Here is a 19326-nt window from a genome sequence, read left to right as displayed (position 1 = left end):
CTCTCCATTCTGCCGGGCGTAAAGCACGGACCGGCGGGGCTTGTAATGTGACCGACCGGTTCGTATCGTTGTAGACGAACCGGTCGGTTACATCCGACCCCCGGAGATTGGCCATGCCGACCCCTTTCCGCAAGAGCCTCGCGCCGCTGGCGCTCGCTCTTGCCCTCCCTCTTCTCCCATTCTCCCTCGCGGCGCAGCCGGCGCCCCCGACCGTCACCGTGTCCGAGCCGCTGCGGCGGAACATCACGGAGTGGGAGGAGCACATCGCGCGGCTGGAGCCCTCGGCCCGTGTGGAGCTGCGCCCCCGCGTCTCCGGCCAGGTGGAGCGGGTGCATTTCCGCGACGGGCAGATCGTCCGCGCGGGCGACCTTCTCTTCACCCTCGACGGGCGGCCCTTCGACATCGCCATCGAGAGCGCCCGCGCCGAGTTGGCCCGCGCCGAGGCGAAGCTGGAGTTGGCGCGTCAGGAGATCGACCGCACCTCCTCCCTCGTCCGGGACCGCTTCGCGCCCCAGGCCCAGCTGGACACCCGCCGCGCCGCCCAGCGGGACGCGGAGGCCGGCATCGCCGACGCCCGCGCCCGGCTGCGCCAGGCCGAGCTGGAGCGGAGCTGGGCCGAGGTGCGCGCCCCGCAATCCGGCCGCGTCTCGGACCGGCGGGTGGACGCCGGCAACCTCGTCCAGGCCGGGACCACCCTGCTGACCACAATCGTGGCCCTGGACCCGATCTACGCGACCTTCGACCTGAGCGAGGCCGACCTCCTCCGCTTCACCCGCCGCGGCACGTCCCGCCCGGAAGGTGGCGTGCCGGAGCCGGTGCGGCTGCGGCTGGCCGACGAGACGGAGTGGGACCGCCAGGGCCGGCTGGACTTCCTCGACACGGCGCTGGACGCCCGTTCCGGCACCATCCGTGCCCGGGCCACGCTCCCCAATCCCGACCTCTTCCTCACCCCCGGCACCTTCGCCCGGCTTCGGCTCCGCGCAGGGGAAGGGGAGGTGCTGATGGTGCCGGACGCCGCCATCGCCGCCGACCAAGCCGCGCGGGTGGTTATGACAGTGGCCGCGGACGGCACGGTGGTGGCCAAGCCCGTCACCCTTGGCCCCGTGGTGGACGGGATGCGCGTGGTGCGCGGCGGCCTCTCCCCGGCGGACCAGGTGATCACGGCCGGGCTGCACCTGGCGCGCCCCGGCGGGCGGGTGACGGCGGAGGTAAAGCCCCTTTCCCCCGCCCGCCTGGCCCAGGCACGCTGAGAGGGCCGCCGCCATGCGCTTCGCCCAGTTCTTCATATCCCGGCCGGTCTTCGCCTCGGTCATCTCCATCGCCATCGTGCTGATCGGTGCCATCTCCGGCTTCCGCCTGCCGATCAGCGAGTACCCGGAGATCGCACCGCCTACCGTCACCATCGCCGCCACCTATCCCGGCGCCTCCGCCGCCGTGATCGCGGAGACGGTTGCCTCCCCGATCGAGCAGGAAATTAACGGGGTGGAGGGGATGCTCTACGTCTCCTCCCAGGCCACGGGCGACGGGCGGCTCTCCGTCAACGTCGTCTTTCGCCAGGGCGTGGACGTGGACCAGGCGCAGGTCCTCGTCCAGAACCGCATGGCGGTGGCCGAGGCGCGGCTGCCCGAGGAGGTGCGGCGCCTCGGCATCACCGTCCGCAAGGCCTCGCCGGACATCATGATGGTGATCCACTTCACCTCGCCGGACGGCTCGCGCGACGAGAGCTACATCTCCAACTACGCGATGCTGAACGTGAAGGACCGCATCGCCCGGCTGGACGGCGTGGGAGACGTGCAGGTGTTCGGCGCGCGCGACTACGCCATGCGGATCTGGCTGGACCCGGCGAAGGTGGCCGCCCGCGGCCTGACGCCGGGCGAGGTGCTGGACGCGCTGCGCCGGGCCAACGTGCAGGTGGCCGCCGGCGGCCTGAACCAGCCGCCCACCGCCGCCTCCAACGGCGCCTTCCAGCTCAACATCCAGGCCCTCGGTCGCCTGCGCGACGTGGAGGAATTCTCCGACATCGTGATCGCCACGAGCGAGGCCGGCGCGCCGCTGCGGCTGCGCGACGTGGCGCGGGTGGAGCTGGGCGCGCAGGACTACACCCTCAGCGCCTACCTGGATGCCGACAAGGCCGTGGCCATGCCGGTGTTCCAGCGCCCGGGCTCCAACGCGCTCGCCACCGCCGCCGCGCTGCGAGCCACGCTGGAAGAGCTGAAGAAGGACTTCCCGCCCGGCCTGGCCTACCACACGGTTTACGACACCACACGCTTCATCGAGCAGTCGATGGAGGCGGTGGTCCACACCTTCGTGGAAGCCATCATCCTCGTCGTACTGGTGGTGATTCTGTTCCTGCAGTCCTGGCGGGCTTCCATCATCCCGCTGGCGGCCATCCCCGTCTCCATCATCGGCACGCTCGCCTTCATGGCGGCGCTGGGGATCTCGCTGAACAACCTGTCCATGTTCGGCCTGATCCTGGCCATCGGCATCGTGGTGGACGACGCCATCGTGGTGGTGGAGAACGTGGAGCGGCACATGGCGGAGGGGATGGACCCCGTTGCCGCCACGCGCCGCACCATGGACGAGGTGGGCTTCGCACTGCTGGCCATCGCCCTCGTCCTCTGCGCCGTCTTCGTGCCCACCGCCTTCATCGAGGGGCTGTCCGGCTCCTTCTACAAGCAGTTCGCCGTGACCATCGCGGTGGCCACCCTGCTCTCGGCCCTCGTCTCGCTCACGCTCTCGCCGGCCCTGGCCGCGCTGCTGCTGCGGCCCCATTCGCATGAGAAGGCAACGGGGTGGCGGGCCTGGGTGGGGGCGCCCTTCGGGCTGTTCTTCCGCGGCTTCAACTGGATGTTCGACAGGCTCTCCATCGGCTACGGCGCCCTGACGCGCCGGCTCGTGCGGCTCTCGGCGGTGCTGCTGGTCCTCTTCGCCGGGCTGCTGGGTTTGACGGGATGGACGGTCTGGACCACCCCCACCGGGCTGATCCCGCCACTGGACCGAGGCTACCTCATCGCCGCCTTCCAGCTGCCGCCCGGCGCCTCCCTCGCCCGCACGGACGCGGTGATCCGCCAGGCGACGCGGGACGTGCTGGAGGTTCCGGGCGTCGCCAACTCCATCGCCTTCACGGGCTTTGACGGCGCCACCTTCACCAACGCGCCGAATTCCGGCGTGATCTTCGTCAACCTCAAGTCATTCGAGGAGCGCGAGGCGCAGCACCTGACCTTCGCGGGGATCACCGGGGCGGTCCAGGCGCGCCTGATGCAGCAGCGGGATGCGCTGGCCCTCGTCATCCCGCCGCCCTCCGTGCCGGGCATTGGCACGGGCGGCGGCTTCAAGCTCTACATCCAGGATCGGGGCGACCGCGGCGCCCGCGCGCTGGAGGAGGTGACGAACCGGATCGTCGCAGCGGCGAATGCCCGGCCGGAGATCGCCATGGCCTTCACCCTGTTCAACACCAAGACCCCCACCCTGCGGGCCGAGGTGGACCGGACGAAGGCCGAGATGCTCGGCGTGCCGCTCTCCCGCGTCTCGGAGGCGCTGTCCACCTATCTCGGCTCCACCTTCGTGAACGACTTCAACATCCTCGGCCGCACCTACCGCGTGACGGCCCAGGCGGAGGAGACGCAGCGACTGACGCCGCGCGACGTGGCCCTGCTGCGCACGCGGAACGAGGCCGGGGCCATGGTGCCGCTCGGCGCCCTGGCCAGCCTGGAGGAGGACAGCGCGGCCTACCGCGTGCCCCGATACAACCTCTACCCCGCCGCCGAGGTGCAGGGCGCGCCCAAGCCCGGTGTCTCCACCGGCCAGGCGATCGCGGCCATGGAGGAGATGCTCCGGCAGGAGCTGCCCCCGGGCTTCGGCTTCGAGTGGACGGAGATCGCGCTGCAGGAGACGACGCAGGGCAACACCGCGCCGATCGCCTTCGGGCTGGCGGTCGTCTTCGTCATCCTTCTCCTGGCCGCGCTCTACGAGAGCTGGCTGCTGCCACTGGCCGTGGTGCTCATCGCGCCGATGTCGGTGCTGGCCGCGCTCACGGGCGTGGTGTGGCGGGGCCTGGACAACAACGTGCTCGTCCAGGTCGGGCTGGTCGTCCTGATTGGCCTGGCGGCGAAGAACGCGATCCTGATCGTGGAATTCGCCCGCCACGCCGAGGGGGAGGGCATGACCCGCTGGCAGGCCGCCGAGGCCGCGGCCCGCACGCGCCTCCGCCCGATCCTGATGACCTCGCTCGCCTTCATCCTCGGCGTGCTGCCGTTGGCGGTTGCCACCGGTGCGGGCGCGGAGATGCGTCAGAGCCTCGGAACCGCCGTCTTCGCGGGGATGCTGGGGGTGACCGGCTTCGGGCTGGTCTTCACCCCGGTCTTCTACGTCGTGGCCCGGGCGATGGCGCGCCGGGAGCGCGCCCGGCCGGCAGCGCTGGAACCGGCGGCGACCTGAATGCAGTGCCGCACCCGGACCAGGGTTGACGCCCTGGTCCGGGTGGGAAGGGAGAAGGGGAGGGGGCCAGCTGGCCGGGGCCGGTGGGTCACTCCCTCATCAATGGGGAGGCGAGTCGACGGTTCGACCCGGAAGGCGAAGTGCGGTGGTGGCGCAGCCTCCACCGCACGTGCCACCCTCCCGCCCAACGCCGCGCCCGAAGCGGCGATGAAACGGGAGCCCACCAGGATGCAACGTCGCACACTCGTCGCCGCCCTCGCTGCCACCCCTGCGCTCGGGCACCGGGCCCGGGCGCAGGCCGCCTACCCTGACCGCCCGGTCCAGATGATCGTCGCCTACCCGCCCGGCGGCGGCACCGATATCGCCGCCCGCACTCTCGCGCAGTTCCTGGAGCGCGAGCTCGGCCAGCCCGTCCCGGTGCTCAACCGGGCCGGCGCCGGCGGCGAGATCGGTTTCGGCGAGCTCGCCCGCGCCCGGCCGGACGGCTACACGATCGGGTTCCTCAACACCCCCAACATCGTCACCATGCCGATCGAGCGCCGCACCGGCTACAAGCTCGACGACATCGCCCCGATCGCGAACATCGTGGACGACCCTGGCGGCTTCTTCGTCCCCAGCGACAGCCCGCACCGCACGCTGGCCGACCTCGTCACCTACGCGAAGGCCAACCCGGAGAAGGTGACCTACGCCACCACAGGCATCGGCTCTGACGACCACCTCGCCGCCCTTGCCTTCTCCCGCCAGGCCGGGGTGCGGATGACCCACGTTCCCTACAACGGCGCCGCCCAGACCCGGAACGCCCTCCTCACCCGCCAGGTAACGCTGGCCTCCGTCAACATGAGCGAGGGGCTGCCGGATGCGCAGCAGGGCACCGCCCGCGCGCTCGGCCAGATGTCCACCGCCCGCTGGGAGGGCATGCCCGACGTGCCCACCTTCCGGGAGCAGGGCTACGACGTGATCCAGTCCTCCATGCGCGGCGTCGGCGCGCCCGCCGGCACGCCGCCCGCGATCCTCAACCGCCTCGCCGATGCCATGCGCCGCATCGTGGACAATCCGGAGTTCCGGCGCCTCGCCACCCAGCAGACCCTGCCGCTCCGCTTCCTCGGCCCCGACGAGTACCGCACCGAGCTGACCACCTTGCGGACAGACTTCGAGAAGCTCTGGGCGCAACACCCCTGGCGCGACTGAGCCCGACCCAGCCACGGAACCATTGTTCCGGCACCCCGGATGTGGCGTGGGCGAGGCCGCTCAAGCGCACAGCGTCACGCCGCCATCCAGCCGCCATCCACCATGAGGTTGTGGCCGTTGACAAAGCTCGCCTCGCCGCTGGCGAGGAAGAGCGCGGCGCGCGCGACATCCACGGGCGCGCCGAGGCGCGGAAACGGCGTGCGCGCCTCGGAGTAGACGATCCAGCGCGGCTCGATGGCACGGCCGGACTTCCCCGTCAGGATCTTGCCCGGCGCCACGGCGTTGCAAACGATGTGCTGGCGCCCGTAATCCGCCGCGATCTGCCGCGTCATGTAGACGAGGCCGGACTTGCTGACCCCGTAGGCGAAGTCCTCCGGCGCGGCGATCATGCCGTGCTGGGAGGAGATGTTGACGATGCGTCCCCGCGCCTCCTCAACCACGGGCTGCCGCAGCATCTGCCGCACGGCGGCGCGGGCACAGAGAAAAGCACCCTTCAGGTTGACGGCGATCACGCTGTCCCACAGCGCCTCCTCCGTCTCGGCCAGCGGCTTGCCGGCGCGGATGGCGGCGTTGTTGACGAGGATGTCCACGCTGCCGTGGCGCGCAATCGTCTCGGCGAAGAGGGCCTCCACCTCCGCGGCGCGGGATACGTCGCAGCGGATGAACTCCGCCCCGTGCCCATCGGCCCGGATCGCCTCCAGCACGGGCTCGCCGCCCTCCACCACCTCCTCCGTCGCGTCGGCGACGACGACACGTGCGCCCTCCTGCGCGAAGAGCCGCGCGATCGCGCGACCGATGCCCGAGGACCCACCTGTCACGATCGCGACCTTGCCGGCCAGCCTTGCCATGCTCGTCCTCTCTTCAGGCGCCGCAGAGGGCGATACCCTCGGGGCTGTTGCGCCAGGCCAGGTAGCGCCGGGCGATCCCGGCCAGGTCCTTCGTGAAGGGTGCGCGCCCGATCGCCGCGCGCAGGCGGCCCGTCTCCATCGGCGCGCGGTCCCGCTCCAGCCCGTAGCGAACCGTGGGCGCCCCGGCATCGATGCGCCAGCGGAAGCCCGGGTGGAGTGAGGCGAGTGCCTCGCACCAGGCCGCGGCCGTGGTCAGGGCGCTGCCCCCGAGATTGAAGATGCGGTGCGGCGGGGACGGCACCGCGAGGAGGTCGGCGATTGCGCCCGCCGCCTCTTCCACATCGATCCAATCGGCCGCCATGGGGCGGGGCAGCACGCAATCCCGCCCGGCACGCGCCGCCTCCGCGCACTGCCAGTGCGGCGAGAGCAGCGGGCGCACGCCGGTTGCGTGCTCACGCGCCCCGAAGCAGGGGCCGAGGCGCACGGTCAGCGTCTCGATGCCGTAGAGGGCGCCGAGGCGATGGATGGCCTGCTCCGCCGCGAGCTTGGTAATCCCGTAGAGGGCAGCGGGCTGCGGCGGGGTTGATTCCTCGTGCAGCCGCCCGTCGGCTGCCGGCGCGGCGTAGCCATAGACCGCGACGGAGCTGAGCCCGAGCACCCGCCGCACGCCGGCCCGGTGCGCGGCCTGCATGAGGCGCACGGTGCCGCCCAGGTTCACCTCGGTGATCACATCCGGCCGCTCGGCCTCGGCCTGGGCATCGGGCGTGAGGGCGGCGGCGTGGATGACGCGATCGATAGCCTGGGCAGCGAAGGCGCGATCCAGGGAGTCCGGCACGCGGATGTCGCCGGCCACGAAGCACGCATCGGCAAGCGAGCCGCCGGCCAGGGCTTCCGGCGGTGGCGCCGGCGCGAAAAGCACGACCTTCTCACCCCGTGCCAGCAAGGCGTGAGCGATGTTCAAGCCGACGAAGCCGGTTGCGCCGGTAAGTAGGACGGCCATGGGGTCAGTGCCTCGCGATCGCCCGCCGCTCCAGCACCGCCACCCAGTGGGAGAAAGGCCAGAGGAGGACGAAGTAGATCAACGCCGCCGCCATCAGCGGAGTCGGGTTGTAGGTCTGCTCTTGCGCCACGCGGGCGGAGCGAAGCAGCTCCGGCATGGCCACCAGCGCGCCGATGGACGTGGTCTTCACCAGCTCCAGTGCATTGCCGGCGAGCGGGGCCATCACCTTCCGCACGGCTTGCGGCAGCAACACGAGGACGAGGACCTGGAAGCGGCTGAGGCCGAGCGCCGTCGCGGCCTCCGCCTGCCCCCGCGGGATGGAGGCAAGGCCGGCGCGGAAAATCTCCCCGAAATAACCCGTGTTGTTCAGCCCGAGCGCGAGCACCACCGCGGCGAAGCTGCCGAGGCGTATGCCGAGGAAGGGCAGCCCGTAGAAGACAAGTACGAGCAGCACGAGGACGGGGAAGGCGCGCAGGAAATCGATCAGCACGATGAGGAGGCGGCGCGTGACCTTGCCGCCGAAGCTGTAGAGCAGCGCGACGGTAAGCCCGCCCGCGAGCGCCGTGGGCAGCGCCACCGCGGCGAGAAGAAGCGTAAGCCAGAGCCCCTGCAGCAGCAGAGGATAGACATCTATCAGGCTGTCCAGGTTGGCGAAATTGTCGATGAGTTCCTGCATTGCCCGGCGCCTAGCCCGCCCGCGCCGCGCGCCGCTCAAGCCAGCGGCTGAGGATCACGAGGGGGATGAAGAAGGCGAGGTAGAAGGCCGCCGCCAGGGTGAGGGGGGAGGGGTTGGCCGTAATGGCCGTCACGCTCTGCGCGCTGCTCAGCGCCTCCGGCAGCGCCACGGCGGAGCCCAGGGCGGTGCCCTTGGCGATGGCGATGGCGCGGTTGGTCAGCAGCGGCACCGCCAGGGTGATGGCCTGGGGCAGCACAACATGCGTAAAGACGCGCCCGGTCCGCAGCCCCAGCGCCCGCGCCGCGTCCCACTGGCCGCGCGGGACCGCCATGATGGAGGCGTAGAAGATGTCGGCCGCGAAGGCGGAGAGGACGCAGCCCAGCGCGAGCACCGTGGTGGCGAAGGGCGAGAGCGCGAGATCCAAGTAGGGGAGCGCGAAGTAGAGGACGATGATGATGACCAGCTGCGGCAGCGTGCGGAACACGTCCACATAGGCAGCGACCACCCAGCGCAGCGGCCGCACGGGCGCGCAGCGCAGCAGAGCCAGCGCCAGCCCGAGACTCAGCCCGAGGGCGATGATGCAGAGCGAGACCATCACCGTGATACTGAAGCCGCGCAGCACCTCCGGCAGGGCGCCAGCCATGACGGCCGCGTTGAAGTAGTGATCGATCAGCCGTTCCATAACGCGTCCCCGGAGGGCAGGGCCATCACTAGCCCCGCCCCCTTATCGGTCTCAGCCGCAGCTGGCGGCGTGCGGCGTGGCGTCGTGGCCCTCGAAGCCCGGCGCGCCGTAGCCGTCATAGACGGTGGTGAGGGAGGAACCCTCGGCGGGTGCCTCGCCGTACCACTTCTCGTAGAGGCCGCGCAGGCTGCCGTCGCGCTTCATGCACTCCAGTACGCCTTCCACCCGGTTGCGGTACTCGGCGTCCTCCAGCCGGAAGGCGTAGCCGAAGTTGCGGCCATTGAAGTCCTTGAACCCGACCTTGATTCCGCGGTTTCGGGAGGCGGCATAGACGGTTGTGGGAATCTCGTTCAGCGCGGTAAAGGCGCGGCGCGTCAGCACGGCCTGCACGGTGTCCGGGAAGGTGTCGTAGCGCTGCACCTCGAAACCGTAGCGCGCCGCGTTCTCCGTCGCCCAGGTGTCGGAGATGGTGCCGCGGTTCACGGCCAGCACCTTGCCGCGCAGGTCCTCGAAGCCGTTCATCGTGTCCGCCTGGCGGATGATGAAGCCGTTGCCGGTGGCGAAGAACGGCTCGGTGTAGAGCATGCGCGCGGCGCGCTCCGCCGTGATGTTCAGCGGGTTCACGGTGAACTCGATCCGCTTTGAGAAGAGCGCAGGAAAGAGGCCGGAGAAGTTGATGTCGACGATCTCGACCGAGGGACGGCCGAGGCGCTTGCCAATCTCGCGGATCAGGTCGGCGCCGAACCCTTCCGGCCCGCCAGCCCCGCGCACCATCCAGGGCGCCACGCCGAAATCAGAGCCGACGACCATGGGCGCGTTGGAGGGGTGGTCCGCCTCCTGCGCGATCGCGCCGGCCTGCAGGCCCAGCGCCAGCAGCGAGGCGCAGCAGAGGTGCCCGAGGGCTTTCAATCGGATCATCGGTATCGCTCCGGTTCGGTGCTTCGGTCGCAGAACGGCCGCTTGGTCAGGGTTTGGACAGGGCTTGCTCGTGCCGACCGGTCTTGAGCAACGGCCGCCGAGCAAACCCCATGCCATCACTCGTTCAGTCCTCGTCCCGTATAGGGATGCGTCGCAGCCCAGTGCCGCGCGATGTCGATGCGCCGCGTGATCCACACCTTGTCGTGCCGGGCGATATGGTCCAGCAGCCGCGCCAGGCCGATCGCGCGGGCGGGGTGGCCGATCATGCGCATGTGCAGGCCGATCGACATCATCTTCGGCGTCTCGCCCCCCTCCGCGTAGAGCATGTCAAAACCGTCGCGGATGAAGGCGAACCAGTCGTCGGCGGTGCCGACGCTGCCCATGTACTTGCCGTCGTTGTGGGTGAGCGAGTAGGGCACGACGAGGTGCCCCTTGCCCTCCACGGTCACCCACCAGGGCAGCTCATCCGCGTAGCTGTCGCTGTCATAGAGGAATCCGCCTTCCTCCACGAGCAGGCGCCGCGTGTTCACGCCGGGCCCATAGCGGCAGTACCAGCCATCCGGGCGATGCCCGACCGTCCTCTCCAGCGAGGCGACGGCGCGGCGGACGTGCTCCCGCTCCTCGGCCTCGGGCAGCTGGAAATGCTTCACCCAGCGCCAGCCATGGCAGCACACGTCATAGCCGGAATCCCGGATCGCTGCCGCGGCCTCCGGGTTGCGTTCAAGGGCAAGGGCGCAACCGAAGATCGTCATGGGCAGGCCGCGCTCCTGGAACAGCCGCATCAGCCGCCAGAAACCGACCCGGGAGCCGTACTCGAACATCCCCTCTGCCGCGAGGTCGCGCCCGCTGCCCGCACCCTGGCCGCCGGAATCGGAGACGCCCCATTCGGAGACGCCATCCCCGTCCGGATACGAGAGTTCCGACCCTTCCTCGTAATTCATGACGAAGTTCACGGCGATTCGCGCACCGCCCGGCCACTTCGGATCGGGCGGATTGGCGCCGTAGCCGCGGAAGTCGCGGCGCACCTCATAGGCCATCAGCGCAGCTCCTGCGGGAGGTCCAGGTCGAAGGGAGCCACGTCCACGAACTCCTCGTCCTCCGCCGTTCCGGCTTGCCATATCAGGACGGCGAAGCGGGCGGGCGCATCAAGCACGGTCATGCCGTGATGCCAGACATTCGCACCATAGGTAATCCCTTGTCCGAAGCCCGCCAGGAAGGCCTCGGCACGCGTCATGTCCGGCCCGCCCTGCGGCGCATGGGGCGCAACGAGGACAAGGAACCGTGCCGGGGCCAGCGGGATGAAGCTCTGCGAGGAGAAGACGTGCCGCTCCATTTGCCGCACGCGCAGGGGCAGCGCCAGGGGATCGCGCTGGCTGAAGGTGAGGACCGGCTTCGCCTCGGGCCGGGTGGAGAGAAGCGCCCGCTCATAGGACCGGCGCCCGTTCGAGACGGGAACGGTGAGCACCTCGCCATAGGCCGCGAAAGCGTCCTCCGTCAGCGGCTGAACCGATATCATCCTGCCATGTGCCTCCCGGGAGGGTCGGAGCGGGGGAGCAGACGGCGTGTTGCTCCCGTCCAAGGCACGACCCGAAGCCCCGCCATATGCCGTCGTGACCAGTGCTGGCCACCCGACGACGAGATCGCGATGGCCTTCCGGGAGGAAAGCACAAACCACGCCAGCGGGGCGAGGGGGAAGGCAGGACGACAAGACGTCTTCAGGCAACCGGGTGCGTCAGGCAGGCGCGCAGCCGCACCAGCGCATGGAGATGCTGCCGGAACTCAAACAGCACGCGCAGCTCCGGCACCGGCGGGGGCTCGTAGGCCCGCCCTGAAGGCGGGCAGCGCGGAGGGGGCGTGCAGGCGGTCTCGAACCCTCAGCTCGAAATCGGAGAGCTGGCCGCGCGTGTGGCGGGTGAGGGCGTAGGGCGTGATGCCTATCCCCAAGCAGGCCGACCCGGCGCTTACGTTTCGATTGTGTTACGGAATGCCTGTATCTAGCCTCGGCTGCGGTCGGCTTCCAGCAGATTGCTGAGCCGGATAGGAACGGGAGGTACGAATGGGCAGTCACGCCGATCGGAATGACGAGGGGCGGCACAGCGGTCACGGGCATGATGATTGGGCAGGCCTGATTCAACCGGCCAGCGGCCATGGCGACAAGGGTTTCCCAGGCGACCACCACGACGACTATCCGGGCTTCGACCTCGACATGCTGCAGGTCCTGCCCTGGGAGGATGCGCTGCTGTGGAGCTGGAGCTACAGCGCCGAGGACATCTTCGCGCACGGCGTCCTGAAAACCGCGGATACGGCCGATGCTCAGGGCTTCTACCTAATCACGGATATCGCCGGAGAGCGCAACGGCGAGAGGATCATCGGCCTGCAGCCGACCGGGACGGCCGTTCCGGGGAACGAGCCCTTCGCCGTGGACAACCTGATCCGCGCGGGTGACCAGCAGCTCACGGGCAACGGCTTCGGCTACGCGCTTGAGGACGGCACCTTCGCCAACCCGTTCTTCGCCGATTTCCTCTCGCCGGAAACGTACAGGGAGTTCTTCTCAGCCCCGCCCTTCACCTCCGGAATCGGGCCGGAAGACAGCGAAGTGTCGATCGACTTCGCGGCCCACCAGCGCCCCCACCGGCCAGCACGCCCCCATGATGAGCCCTGGAACCACCGCCACCACGGCGGCTCGGATGACTGGGAGGGGCACGGGCACTCCGGGATGCACCAGGCGGATCCTTGGTTCGCGTGATGCCATCCGTCCCTTCGCGGGCAGATAGCGACGAGATGAGTGCCGGATCGGCAACCCATCCAGCGTCTCCGTGCTTCACCGAGCGCCGTTGCGCGCCGTAAAGAGGCGCGATTGCGGCCCAGCCGTGAGCGCGGCGCGAGGCGGCGTGGTGCGATTGACAGGCCGGTATCGATATGTCCTAGTTTTAGTACAACATGACGATCGGCCCCGGAATGCTCCTCCAAGATGGCCTGGGGCCGACGATCCACATCTCCTCCGGAAGCCGCGCCGCGGATCCCGCGCATGATTGACTTCGCACCGGACGAGACCCAGCTCGCCATCCTCGATTCAGTCGATCGCTTCCTGCAGGACCGGCTGCCGCCCGACGAAATCCGCCGCCGCGACGCCGGTCACGTTCCCCCCTACGACCTGCTGCCGGCGCTCGGTGAGCTGGGCCTGTTCCGGCTGGCCGTGCCCGAGGAGGAGGGCGGGCTGGGGCTGGACTGGCGGACCGTCATGCTCGTGCAGGAGCGGCTGGGTCGCCACGCCTACATGGTCGCCTCCATCTTCAACCGCGTTGTTGGCTTCGGGATCGCCTCGGTGAAGGGCTATGGCAGCGCGGCGCAACGCGCGGCCCTGATGCCGAAGCTGCTGGAAGGGCGCCTCCTGATCGCGCTTGCCCTGACCGAGCCCGAGGCAGGGACGGACGCATCGGCCATCCGCACGCGCGCCATGCGGGTGGAGGGCGGCTGGCGGATCCGGGGCAGGAAAACGTGGATCAGCGACGCGAAGGGGGCCGACTACCTCCTCGTCGCCGCCCGCACCGATCCGGAGAGCAGCGGGAGCCGCGGGATCTCCCTCTTTCTGGTGCCGCCCACGGCAGAGGGCGTGGCAATGACGCCGCTCTCGAAGGTCGGCAACAACTGCATGCCCTCCTGGGACATCGGCTTCGACGACGTCTTCGTGCCCGACCATGCGATGATGGGGCAGGAAGGCCAGGGCTTCCGCCACATGATGTCCACGCTGCACAACTCGCGCGCCTCCATGGCCGCGACGGTCACGGGCTGCGCGCAGGCGGCGGTGGATTGCGCGCTGGCGCACGCGAAGGAGCGTGTCCAGTTCGGCCGTCCCCTCGGCGCACTGCAATCGGTGCGGCACCGGCTGGCCGACATGCAGATGCGCGTCGATCAGTCCCGCCTGACGGTCTGGCACCTCGGCTGGCTCATCGCGACAGGGCAGAAGGCGCAGCGGGAAGCCTCGGCCGCGAAGGTCATCGCGACGGAGACGCTGCAGTACGTCACCCATCACGGCATGCAGATCCTCGCCTCGGCGGGCTACTCCTCCGAGAGCGACATGCAGCGCTTCTGGCGTGACGGGCGCCTCTACACGTTCGGCGAAGGCGCTAACGAGATCCAACGAGAGATCATCGCGCGCGAAATGGGACTTTGAGGGGATGGGTACGGACGTGGACGAGGAAGTCTGGGCGATCGATGCCGTCGTGAACATCTGGACGGAGGAGGCTCTGGCCGGCCGGCCGGAACGGGGCAGCTTCTACCGCGGCAAGATCGGCGTGGATGCGGAGACGTTCCAGGGTGTCTCCCTCGACGAGATGCTCCGCCGTATGGACAAGGCGCGGATCGAGCGGTCCTTCCTGATCGCGGCAAAGGTGGGTACGATCGGCCACCCGGCCTGCTACCACGTTCCCTATGATCTCGTGGCCAAGGCGGTGGCGGCGCATCCGGACCGCTTCAGCGGCCTAGCCGGGCTGGACCCCACCGAAGGCATGGACGGCGTGCGGGCGCTGGAGCGCGCGGTGCGCGACCACGGTTTCATCGGCGCCCACTTCTACCCACACTGGTACGAGCTGCCGCCGGACCATGCCCGGTGGTATCCGTTCTACGCCAAGTGCGTGGAGCTGGACATCCCGGTCCAGCTGCAGGTCGGCCAATCCCTCGTCTATGATCCGCGCTATCCCCGCCGCTCCGTGGGGCGGCCCATCACCCTCGATTCGGTGGCCTGCGACTTCCCCGAGCTGAAGATCATCGGCATCCACCTCGGCGTGCCCTGGATGGACGAGATGATCGCAATGGCCTGGAAGCATCAGAACGTCTTCATCGGGACGGACGCCCACAGCCCGCGCTACTGGCCCGCCTCCCTCATCCACTACATGAACACTTACGGCCGGAAGAAGGTGATCTTCGGCACGGACTTCCCCGTGCTCGGCTTCGAGCGGACGCGCGAGGAATTCGAGGCGCTGGATCTCCGGCCGGAGTCGAAGCGCGCCGTGCTGCGCGACAACACCCTTCGCATCTACAAGCTCGCCTGAGGAGGGCCGGGACGGTGATGAACCTCGCTGACGCGCTCGCCCACCACGTCGCGGCCCGGCCGGACCAGGCGGCGCTGATCCATGGCGAGCGCGTGATCCTCTACCGCGACCTGGACGGGCTGGTGCGGCGCTGGGCCGCCCATCTCTTCTCCCTCGGCATCGGGCGCGGGGAGGTGCTGGGCATCGCGCTGCGGGACACGGCGGATCACGTGCTGGCGCTCTACGCCTCGGCCCGGCTCGGCGCGATCACCCTGCCCATCGACGTGCGCTGGACGGATGCGGAGAAGCAGTCGGTCGCCACCCGCTTCCGGGCCAGGATCCTGCTCGTCGAGCCGGATGCCGCCCCGATCGAGGGCGTTCGGTGCGTGGCGCTGGACGAGGGCTTCCTGGCCGCCGCCGCATCTGCCCCAGCGGAGCTGGAATTTCCCACCGGTTCCGATTGCGGCGACATGCCGCTGCTCGTCTCACTCTCATCGGGCACGACCGGCCGGCCGAAGGGCCCGGTCGTCACCCACTACCAGTTCCTCCGGCGGTTCTGGACCCACTGGATCGACCTCGGCCTGGATGCGCGGCAGACCTATGTCTCGGCCACGCCGCTCTACTTCGGGGGCGGGCGGACCTTCGCGATGTCGCAGCTCTTCTGCGGCGGCACCGTCGTCCTCTTCCCGCCGCCCTACAAGCCGGAGGCGCTGGTGCGCGAGGTCGAGCTGCGCGAGGCCACGAGCTGCTTTCTCGTGCCCACCCTCATCCGGCGCCTGCTGGACCTGCCGGCGGAGGCGCTGGCACCCATGAAGCGCCTGTCGCTGCTGCTCTCCTCCGGCGCGCCGCTGCACGCCAACGAGCGCACCCTGATACGGGAGCGCATCTCGGCGGGCTTCCATGAGTACTACGCCTCGACGGAAGGGGGCGGCGTGTCCCTTCTGCGCCCGGAGGACATCGACCGCGCCGCGGATTCCGTGGGCCGCCCGGTCTTCGGGGTGGAGGTCCGCGTCCTCGACGACGAGGGGCAGCCCCTTCCGCCGGGCGAGGTGGGCCGGCTGGCCTATCGCGGCCCCGGCGTGGCCAGCGGGTTCTTCGACGACGCGGAGGCGAATGCGGACGCCTTCGAGGACGGGTGGTTCCTGCCGGGCGACCTGGCGACGGTGGACGAGGCCGGGTTCATCCGGCTGCGGGGGCGGCGGAAGGACATGATCATCCGCGCCGGCATCAACATCTATCCGATGGAAGTGGAAGCGGTCCTCGCCTCCCACCCCGCGGTGCACGAGGCCGTCGTCGTCGGCTGGCCCGCGAAGGAGATGGGCGAGGAGGTCGCGGCCTTCATCCTGCCGCGCGAGCCCGTGGACCAGGCGGAGCTGGAGGCGCTCTGCGCCAGCCGGCTGGCCCCCTACAAGCGGCCGCGCGCCTTCTTCGTGGTGGAGGAGCTGCCCCGCAACGCCTCGGGCAAGGTGCTGAAGGCGGAGCTCGCCCGAACCCTGCCGGCCATCTGACCCACGGTGGTTCCGGCCCGGCCCCGCGGCGCGCCGGCCCCCGGCCGGCCTGCCTGGCCTCTCGCGGGGCCGTGCGTCATGGTCGCCCCGCCCCGAACCATCTCGCGCGAGCCTGGAGCCATCCCTGCCATGCGGAAATCCCCTCCCGGCCGAAAGGCAGGCCGATCCGGGACCGAGGGGCCCCTGCCGCTCTACCACCGGATTTTCACCGTGCTCCGGCAGGAGATCACGGAAGGCACCTGGCCGGATGGGGTCTCCCTGCCCAACGAGCACGAGCTGGCCGCACGCTTCGGGGTGGCGCGCATCACCATCCGCCGCGCCCTGGATGATCTAGCCCGTGAAGGGCTGCTCGACCGGACCCGCGGGAAGGGAACCTTCGCGCGGGTGGGAACGGAGCCGCCCTTCCGGCAGGACCTCCGCGGCCTGCTCGAGAGCCTCATCATCATGGGGCGCGAGACCAGCGTCAGCATCCTGGACTTCGCCTATGTCGCGGCGCCACCCGAGGTGGCGGCCGCGCTGGAGATCCCGCCCCAGGCCGTGGTGCAGAAGTCCGTCCGCGTGCGCAGCCACGGCGGGAAGCGCTTCTCCTATCTCACCACCTGGGTGCCGGAGGAGATCGGCCGGCATTTCGAGCGGGACGACCTGGCCCGCGCGCCGCTGCTGAGCCTTCTGGACGCGGCGGGCTACCGGGTGTCCAGGGCGGACCAGGTCATCTCGGCCCGGGCGGCGGACCCGATGGTCGCGGAGGCCCTGGCCGTCCCGCTGGGCACCGCGCTGCTCTCCATCCGGCGGCAGGTGCGGGACGAGAGCGGGCGCGTGGTCGAGTACATCCAGGCGCTCTATCAGCCCGAGCTCTACGAGTACCAAATGGACATGCAGCGCGTCCTGCGGTCGGGCCGGTCCCTCTGGGCCGTCGCGGCCGAGGCCGCCGAATGACCGGGCACACAGAAAGGGCGCTGGCGCCGTACCAACGGTTGGCCGCCACCATACCAGAACATCCGGGGCCAAATCCGGAGCGGAAAACGCAAGCACGGCGATCCACGTGAATCCGGTGATCTGATGGGAGACCCTGCATGACCACGCGCCTCGTTGGCCGTCGCGCACTGATCGGCGCCATGGCGGCCGTACCCTGGGCCGGGGCCGCCATGGCCCAAAGCCAGAGCCAGAGCCAGAACTGGCCGGACCGGCCGATCCGCCTGATTAACCCCTGGCCGCCCGGCGGCCCTTCCGACCTGCTGTCCCGGCCGCTGACCCAGAGGTTGACCTCTACGCTCGGGCGGCCGGTGGTGATGGAGAACCGCCCCGGCGCGAACGGGACCATCGCCACCACCCTCGCGCTGCGATCCCCGCCGGACGGCTACACCATCCTGCTCGCCCATGCGGGGCCGCTGACCCTGGCACCGGTCTTCCAGTCGAACGTGTCCTACGATCCGCTGAAGGACCTGGAGCCGGTGATGCAGATCGCCTCCGTGCCGACCGTGCTGGTCTGCCGTGCCGATCTCGGTGCGACCGACCTGGCCTCGTTCATCGCCATCGCGAAGGCGGCGCCCCAGCCGCTCACCTATGCCTCGGTCGGGCAGGGGAGCACCACGCATCTTGGCACCGAGCTGCTGTCCCAGCTCTCCGGGGCGCCCATGCTCCACGTGCCCTATACCGGGTCCACCCAGCCCATCATCGACATGCTGGCGGGCCGCATCGACTTCGCCCTCTTCAGCATCGGGGCCGTCACGGGCCATCTCGAGGCCGGCCGCCTCAAGGGCCTCGCCGTTTCCACCCTGACGCGGGTGGCCCGCCTGCCGGATCTCCCGGCGATCGCCGAGACCTATCCAGGGTACGAGCTGAACTCCTGGTACGGCATCGCCATGCCGGCCGGGACACCCCGCTGGCTGATCGAGCGGCTGCACCGGGAGTTCGGCGCGGCGCTGAACGTCGCGGACTACCAGGCATCCGTCCAGGACAGCGGGATGGTGATCGAGGGCACCGACCCGGCCTCCTTCGGCCGGAAGATCGCGGAGGACCTGAAGCGCTGGGGCGACTTCGCGCGGACCACCGGCATCCGCGCCGGCTGATGCCGCCCCTGCGCGCCGGGAGCCTTACGGGTCCCCCGGCGCGCGCAGGCCGCCCTGGCCTCCCACCCCGTGAAGGATGAGCGATGACTGGCAGCCAAACTTCTTCCCGCATCCGCCGCGGCTTTGCCGACATCGCGGAGGGGCAGGTACACTTCCGCACGGCCGGAGAGGATCGAGGCGGCACCCCGCTGGTGATGCTGCATGCTTCGCCGGGCTCGGCGAAGATGCTCGAACCGTTGATGCTGGCCCTTGCCGGGGGCCGGCGGGTGATCGGGACGGACACGCTGGGCAACGGCGATTCCTCTGCGCCGCAGGCCGGCGACAAGCCCCCGATCACCTACTTCGCCGACGCGCATCTCCGGGCGCTCGACGCGCTCGGCCTCGAAACCTTCGATCTCTACGGCACCCATACCGGCGCGAACATCGCCTGCGAGATCGCCATCGCCCATCCCCGCCGCGTGCGCCGCCTCATCCTGGACGGCGTCTCGCTCTACGCGCCGGAGGAGCAGGCGGACATGCTGGCGAACTACGCGCCCGGCGTGACCTTGGACCTGAACGGCAGCCAGCTGCACTGGATCTGGCACTTCGTGCGGGACGTCTATCTGTTCTGGCCGTGGTACCGGCGCGACGCCGCGCATCGCCGGAACCTGGGGCTGCCAAGCGCGGAGGAGTTGCACGACAAGGTCGTGGAGGTGCTGAAGGCCGCGCGCACCTACCACATCCCGTACAATGCCGCCTTTGCCTACGACAAATCGGCCCGGCTTCCGCTCGTGCGGGTTCCCACGCTGGTCGCCTGCGCGAAGTCCGACATGTTCGCCGAGTACTTCGATCGCGTGAAGGACCTCATCCCGGGGTCGGAGGCCTTGCTGACCCCCGGCACAGGAAGTGAGGAAGGGCTCGCGGGAACGGTGGCGCTGTTCGAGGCTTTCCTGAACCGCCCGGCACCCTAGCCACGCGGTTCCGGGGGAGC

General features: G+C 69.9%; 17 protein-coding genes. 10 read left to right on the top strand and 7 right to left on the bottom strand.

The window, feature by feature from the left end; all coding sequences use genetic code 11:
- The first annotated feature begins 113 nt into the window (after nt 1–113).
- From NRP21_RS11175 to NRP21_RS11165, 3 genes are all read left to right on the top strand, one after another.
- Nucleotides 114–1250, top strand: a complete 1137-nt coding sequence (locus tag NRP21_RS11175) for an efflux RND transporter periplasmic adaptor subunit (protein WP_257716280.1) — start codon at nt 114–116, stop codon at nt 1248–1250.
- Nucleotides 1251–1263: 13 nt separating this feature from the next.
- On the top strand, nt 1264–4437 hold the full coding sequence (locus NRP21_RS11170) for an efflux RND transporter permease subunit (RefSeq protein ID WP_257716279.1): 3174 nt from the start codon (nt 1264–1266) through the stop codon (nt 4435–4437).
- 228 nt (nt 4438–4665) lie between these two features.
- Nucleotides 4666–5625, top strand: a complete 960-nt coding sequence (locus tag NRP21_RS11165; RefSeq protein WP_257716278.1) for a Bug family tripartite tricarboxylate transporter substrate binding protein — start codon at nt 4666–4668, stop codon at nt 5623–5625.
- Nucleotides 5626–5699: 74 nt separating this feature from the next.
- Here NRP21_RS11165 and NRP21_RS11160 read toward each other — a convergent pair whose 3' ends face one another.
- The 7 genes from NRP21_RS11160 to NRP21_RS11130 all read right to left on the bottom strand — a co-directional run bounded on the left by NRP21_RS11160 (nt 5700) and on the right by NRP21_RS11130 (nt 11265).
- Complete coding sequence (locus NRP21_RS11160; protein WP_257716277.1) at nt 5700–6473, bottom strand: SDR family NAD(P)-dependent oxidoreductase; 774 nt, start codon at nt 6471–6473, stop codon at nt 5700–5702.
- A 13-nt stretch (nt 6474–6486) separates the two neighbouring features.
- The gene (locus NRP21_RS11155; RefSeq protein ID WP_257716276.1) at nt 6487–7473 is read right to left on the bottom strand and encodes an NAD-dependent epimerase/dehydratase family protein; all 987 of its coding nucleotides are present in this window, start codon (nt 7471–7473) and stop codon (nt 6487–6489) included.
- A gap of 4 nt (nt 7474–7477) precedes the next feature.
- Nucleotides 7478–8149, bottom strand: coding sequence for an amino acid ABC transporter permease (locus NRP21_RS11150; protein ID WP_257716275.1), 672 nt, complete (start codon nt 8147–8149; stop codon nt 7478–7480).
- Nucleotides 8150–8159: 10 nt separating this feature from the next.
- Entirely contained in the window at nt 8160–8831 is a 672-nt protein-coding gene (locus NRP21_RS11145) for an amino acid ABC transporter permease (RefSeq protein ID WP_257716274.1), read from the bottom strand.
- Between the two features lie 51 nt (nt 8832–8882).
- Nucleotides 8883–9749, bottom strand: a complete 867-nt coding sequence (locus NRP21_RS11140; RefSeq protein ID WP_257716273.1) for a substrate-binding periplasmic protein — start codon at nt 9747–9749, stop codon at nt 8883–8885.
- Nucleotides 9750–9865: 116 nt separating this feature from the next.
- Nucleotides 9866–10786: an allantoinase PuuE gene (locus NRP21_RS11135; protein WP_257716272.1), complete on the bottom strand. Its 921-nt coding sequence runs from the start codon at nt 10784–10786 to the stop codon at nt 9866–9868.
- Entirely contained in the window at nt 10786–11265 is a 480-nt protein-coding gene (locus tag NRP21_RS11130; protein ID WP_257716271.1) for an ureidoglycolate lyase, read from the bottom strand. Before NRP21_RS11130 ends, NRP21_RS11135 begins: the two co-directional genes overlap by 1 nt.
- 540 nt (nt 11266–11805) lie before the next feature.
- Between NRP21_RS11130 and NRP21_RS11125 the strand changes: the two genes are divergently transcribed.
- The 7 genes from NRP21_RS11125 (at nt 11806) to NRP21_RS11095 (ending at nt 19306) form a co-directional block, all read left to right on the top strand.
- Nucleotides 11806–12495 (top strand): hypothetical protein, encoded by a 690-nt coding sequence (locus NRP21_RS11125; RefSeq protein ID WP_257716270.1) that lies wholly within the window; start codon nt 11806–11808, stop codon nt 12493–12495.
- Between the two features lie 282 nt (nt 12496–12777).
- Complete coding sequence (locus NRP21_RS11120; RefSeq protein ID WP_257716269.1) at nt 12778–13923, top strand: acyl-CoA dehydrogenase family protein; 1146 nt, start codon at nt 12778–12780, stop codon at nt 13921–13923.
- Nucleotides 13924–13939: 16 nt separating this feature from the next.
- Nucleotides 13940–14800, top strand: coding sequence for an amidohydrolase family protein (locus tag NRP21_RS11115; RefSeq protein WP_257716268.1), 861 nt, complete (start codon nt 13940–13942; stop codon nt 14798–14800).
- Nucleotides 14801–14817: 17 nt separating this feature from the next.
- Complete coding sequence (locus NRP21_RS11110) at nt 14818–16287, top strand: class I adenylate-forming enzyme family protein (protein WP_257716267.1); 1470 nt, start codon at nt 14818–14820, stop codon at nt 16285–16287.
- A gap of 78 nt (nt 16288–16365) precedes the next feature.
- Nucleotides 16366–17223: a GntR family transcriptional regulator gene (locus NRP21_RS11105; RefSeq protein WP_308219878.1), complete on the top strand. Its 858-nt coding sequence runs from the start codon at nt 16366–16368 to the stop codon at nt 17221–17223.
- 137 nt (nt 17224–17360) lie between these two features.
- A complete protein-coding gene (locus NRP21_RS11100) occupies nt 17361–18356 on the top strand; it encodes a Bug family tripartite tricarboxylate transporter substrate binding protein (RefSeq protein WP_257716265.1) in 996 nt (331 codons plus the stop codon).
- A gap of 83 nt (nt 18357–18439) precedes the next feature.
- Entirely contained in the window at nt 18440–19306 is an 867-nt protein-coding gene (locus NRP21_RS11095) for an alpha/beta fold hydrolase (protein ID WP_257716264.1), read from the top strand.
- The last annotated feature ends 20 nt before the right edge of the window (nt 19307–19326 follow it).

Source organism: Roseomonas populi (genome assembly GCF_024594815.1).
GTDB lineage: Bacteria > Pseudomonadota > Alphaproteobacteria > Acetobacterales > Acetobacteraceae > Roseomonas > Roseomonas populi.
The sequence above is the reverse complement of the archived record's forward strand: the minus strand, read 5'-3'. Positions and strand labels throughout refer to the sequence as shown.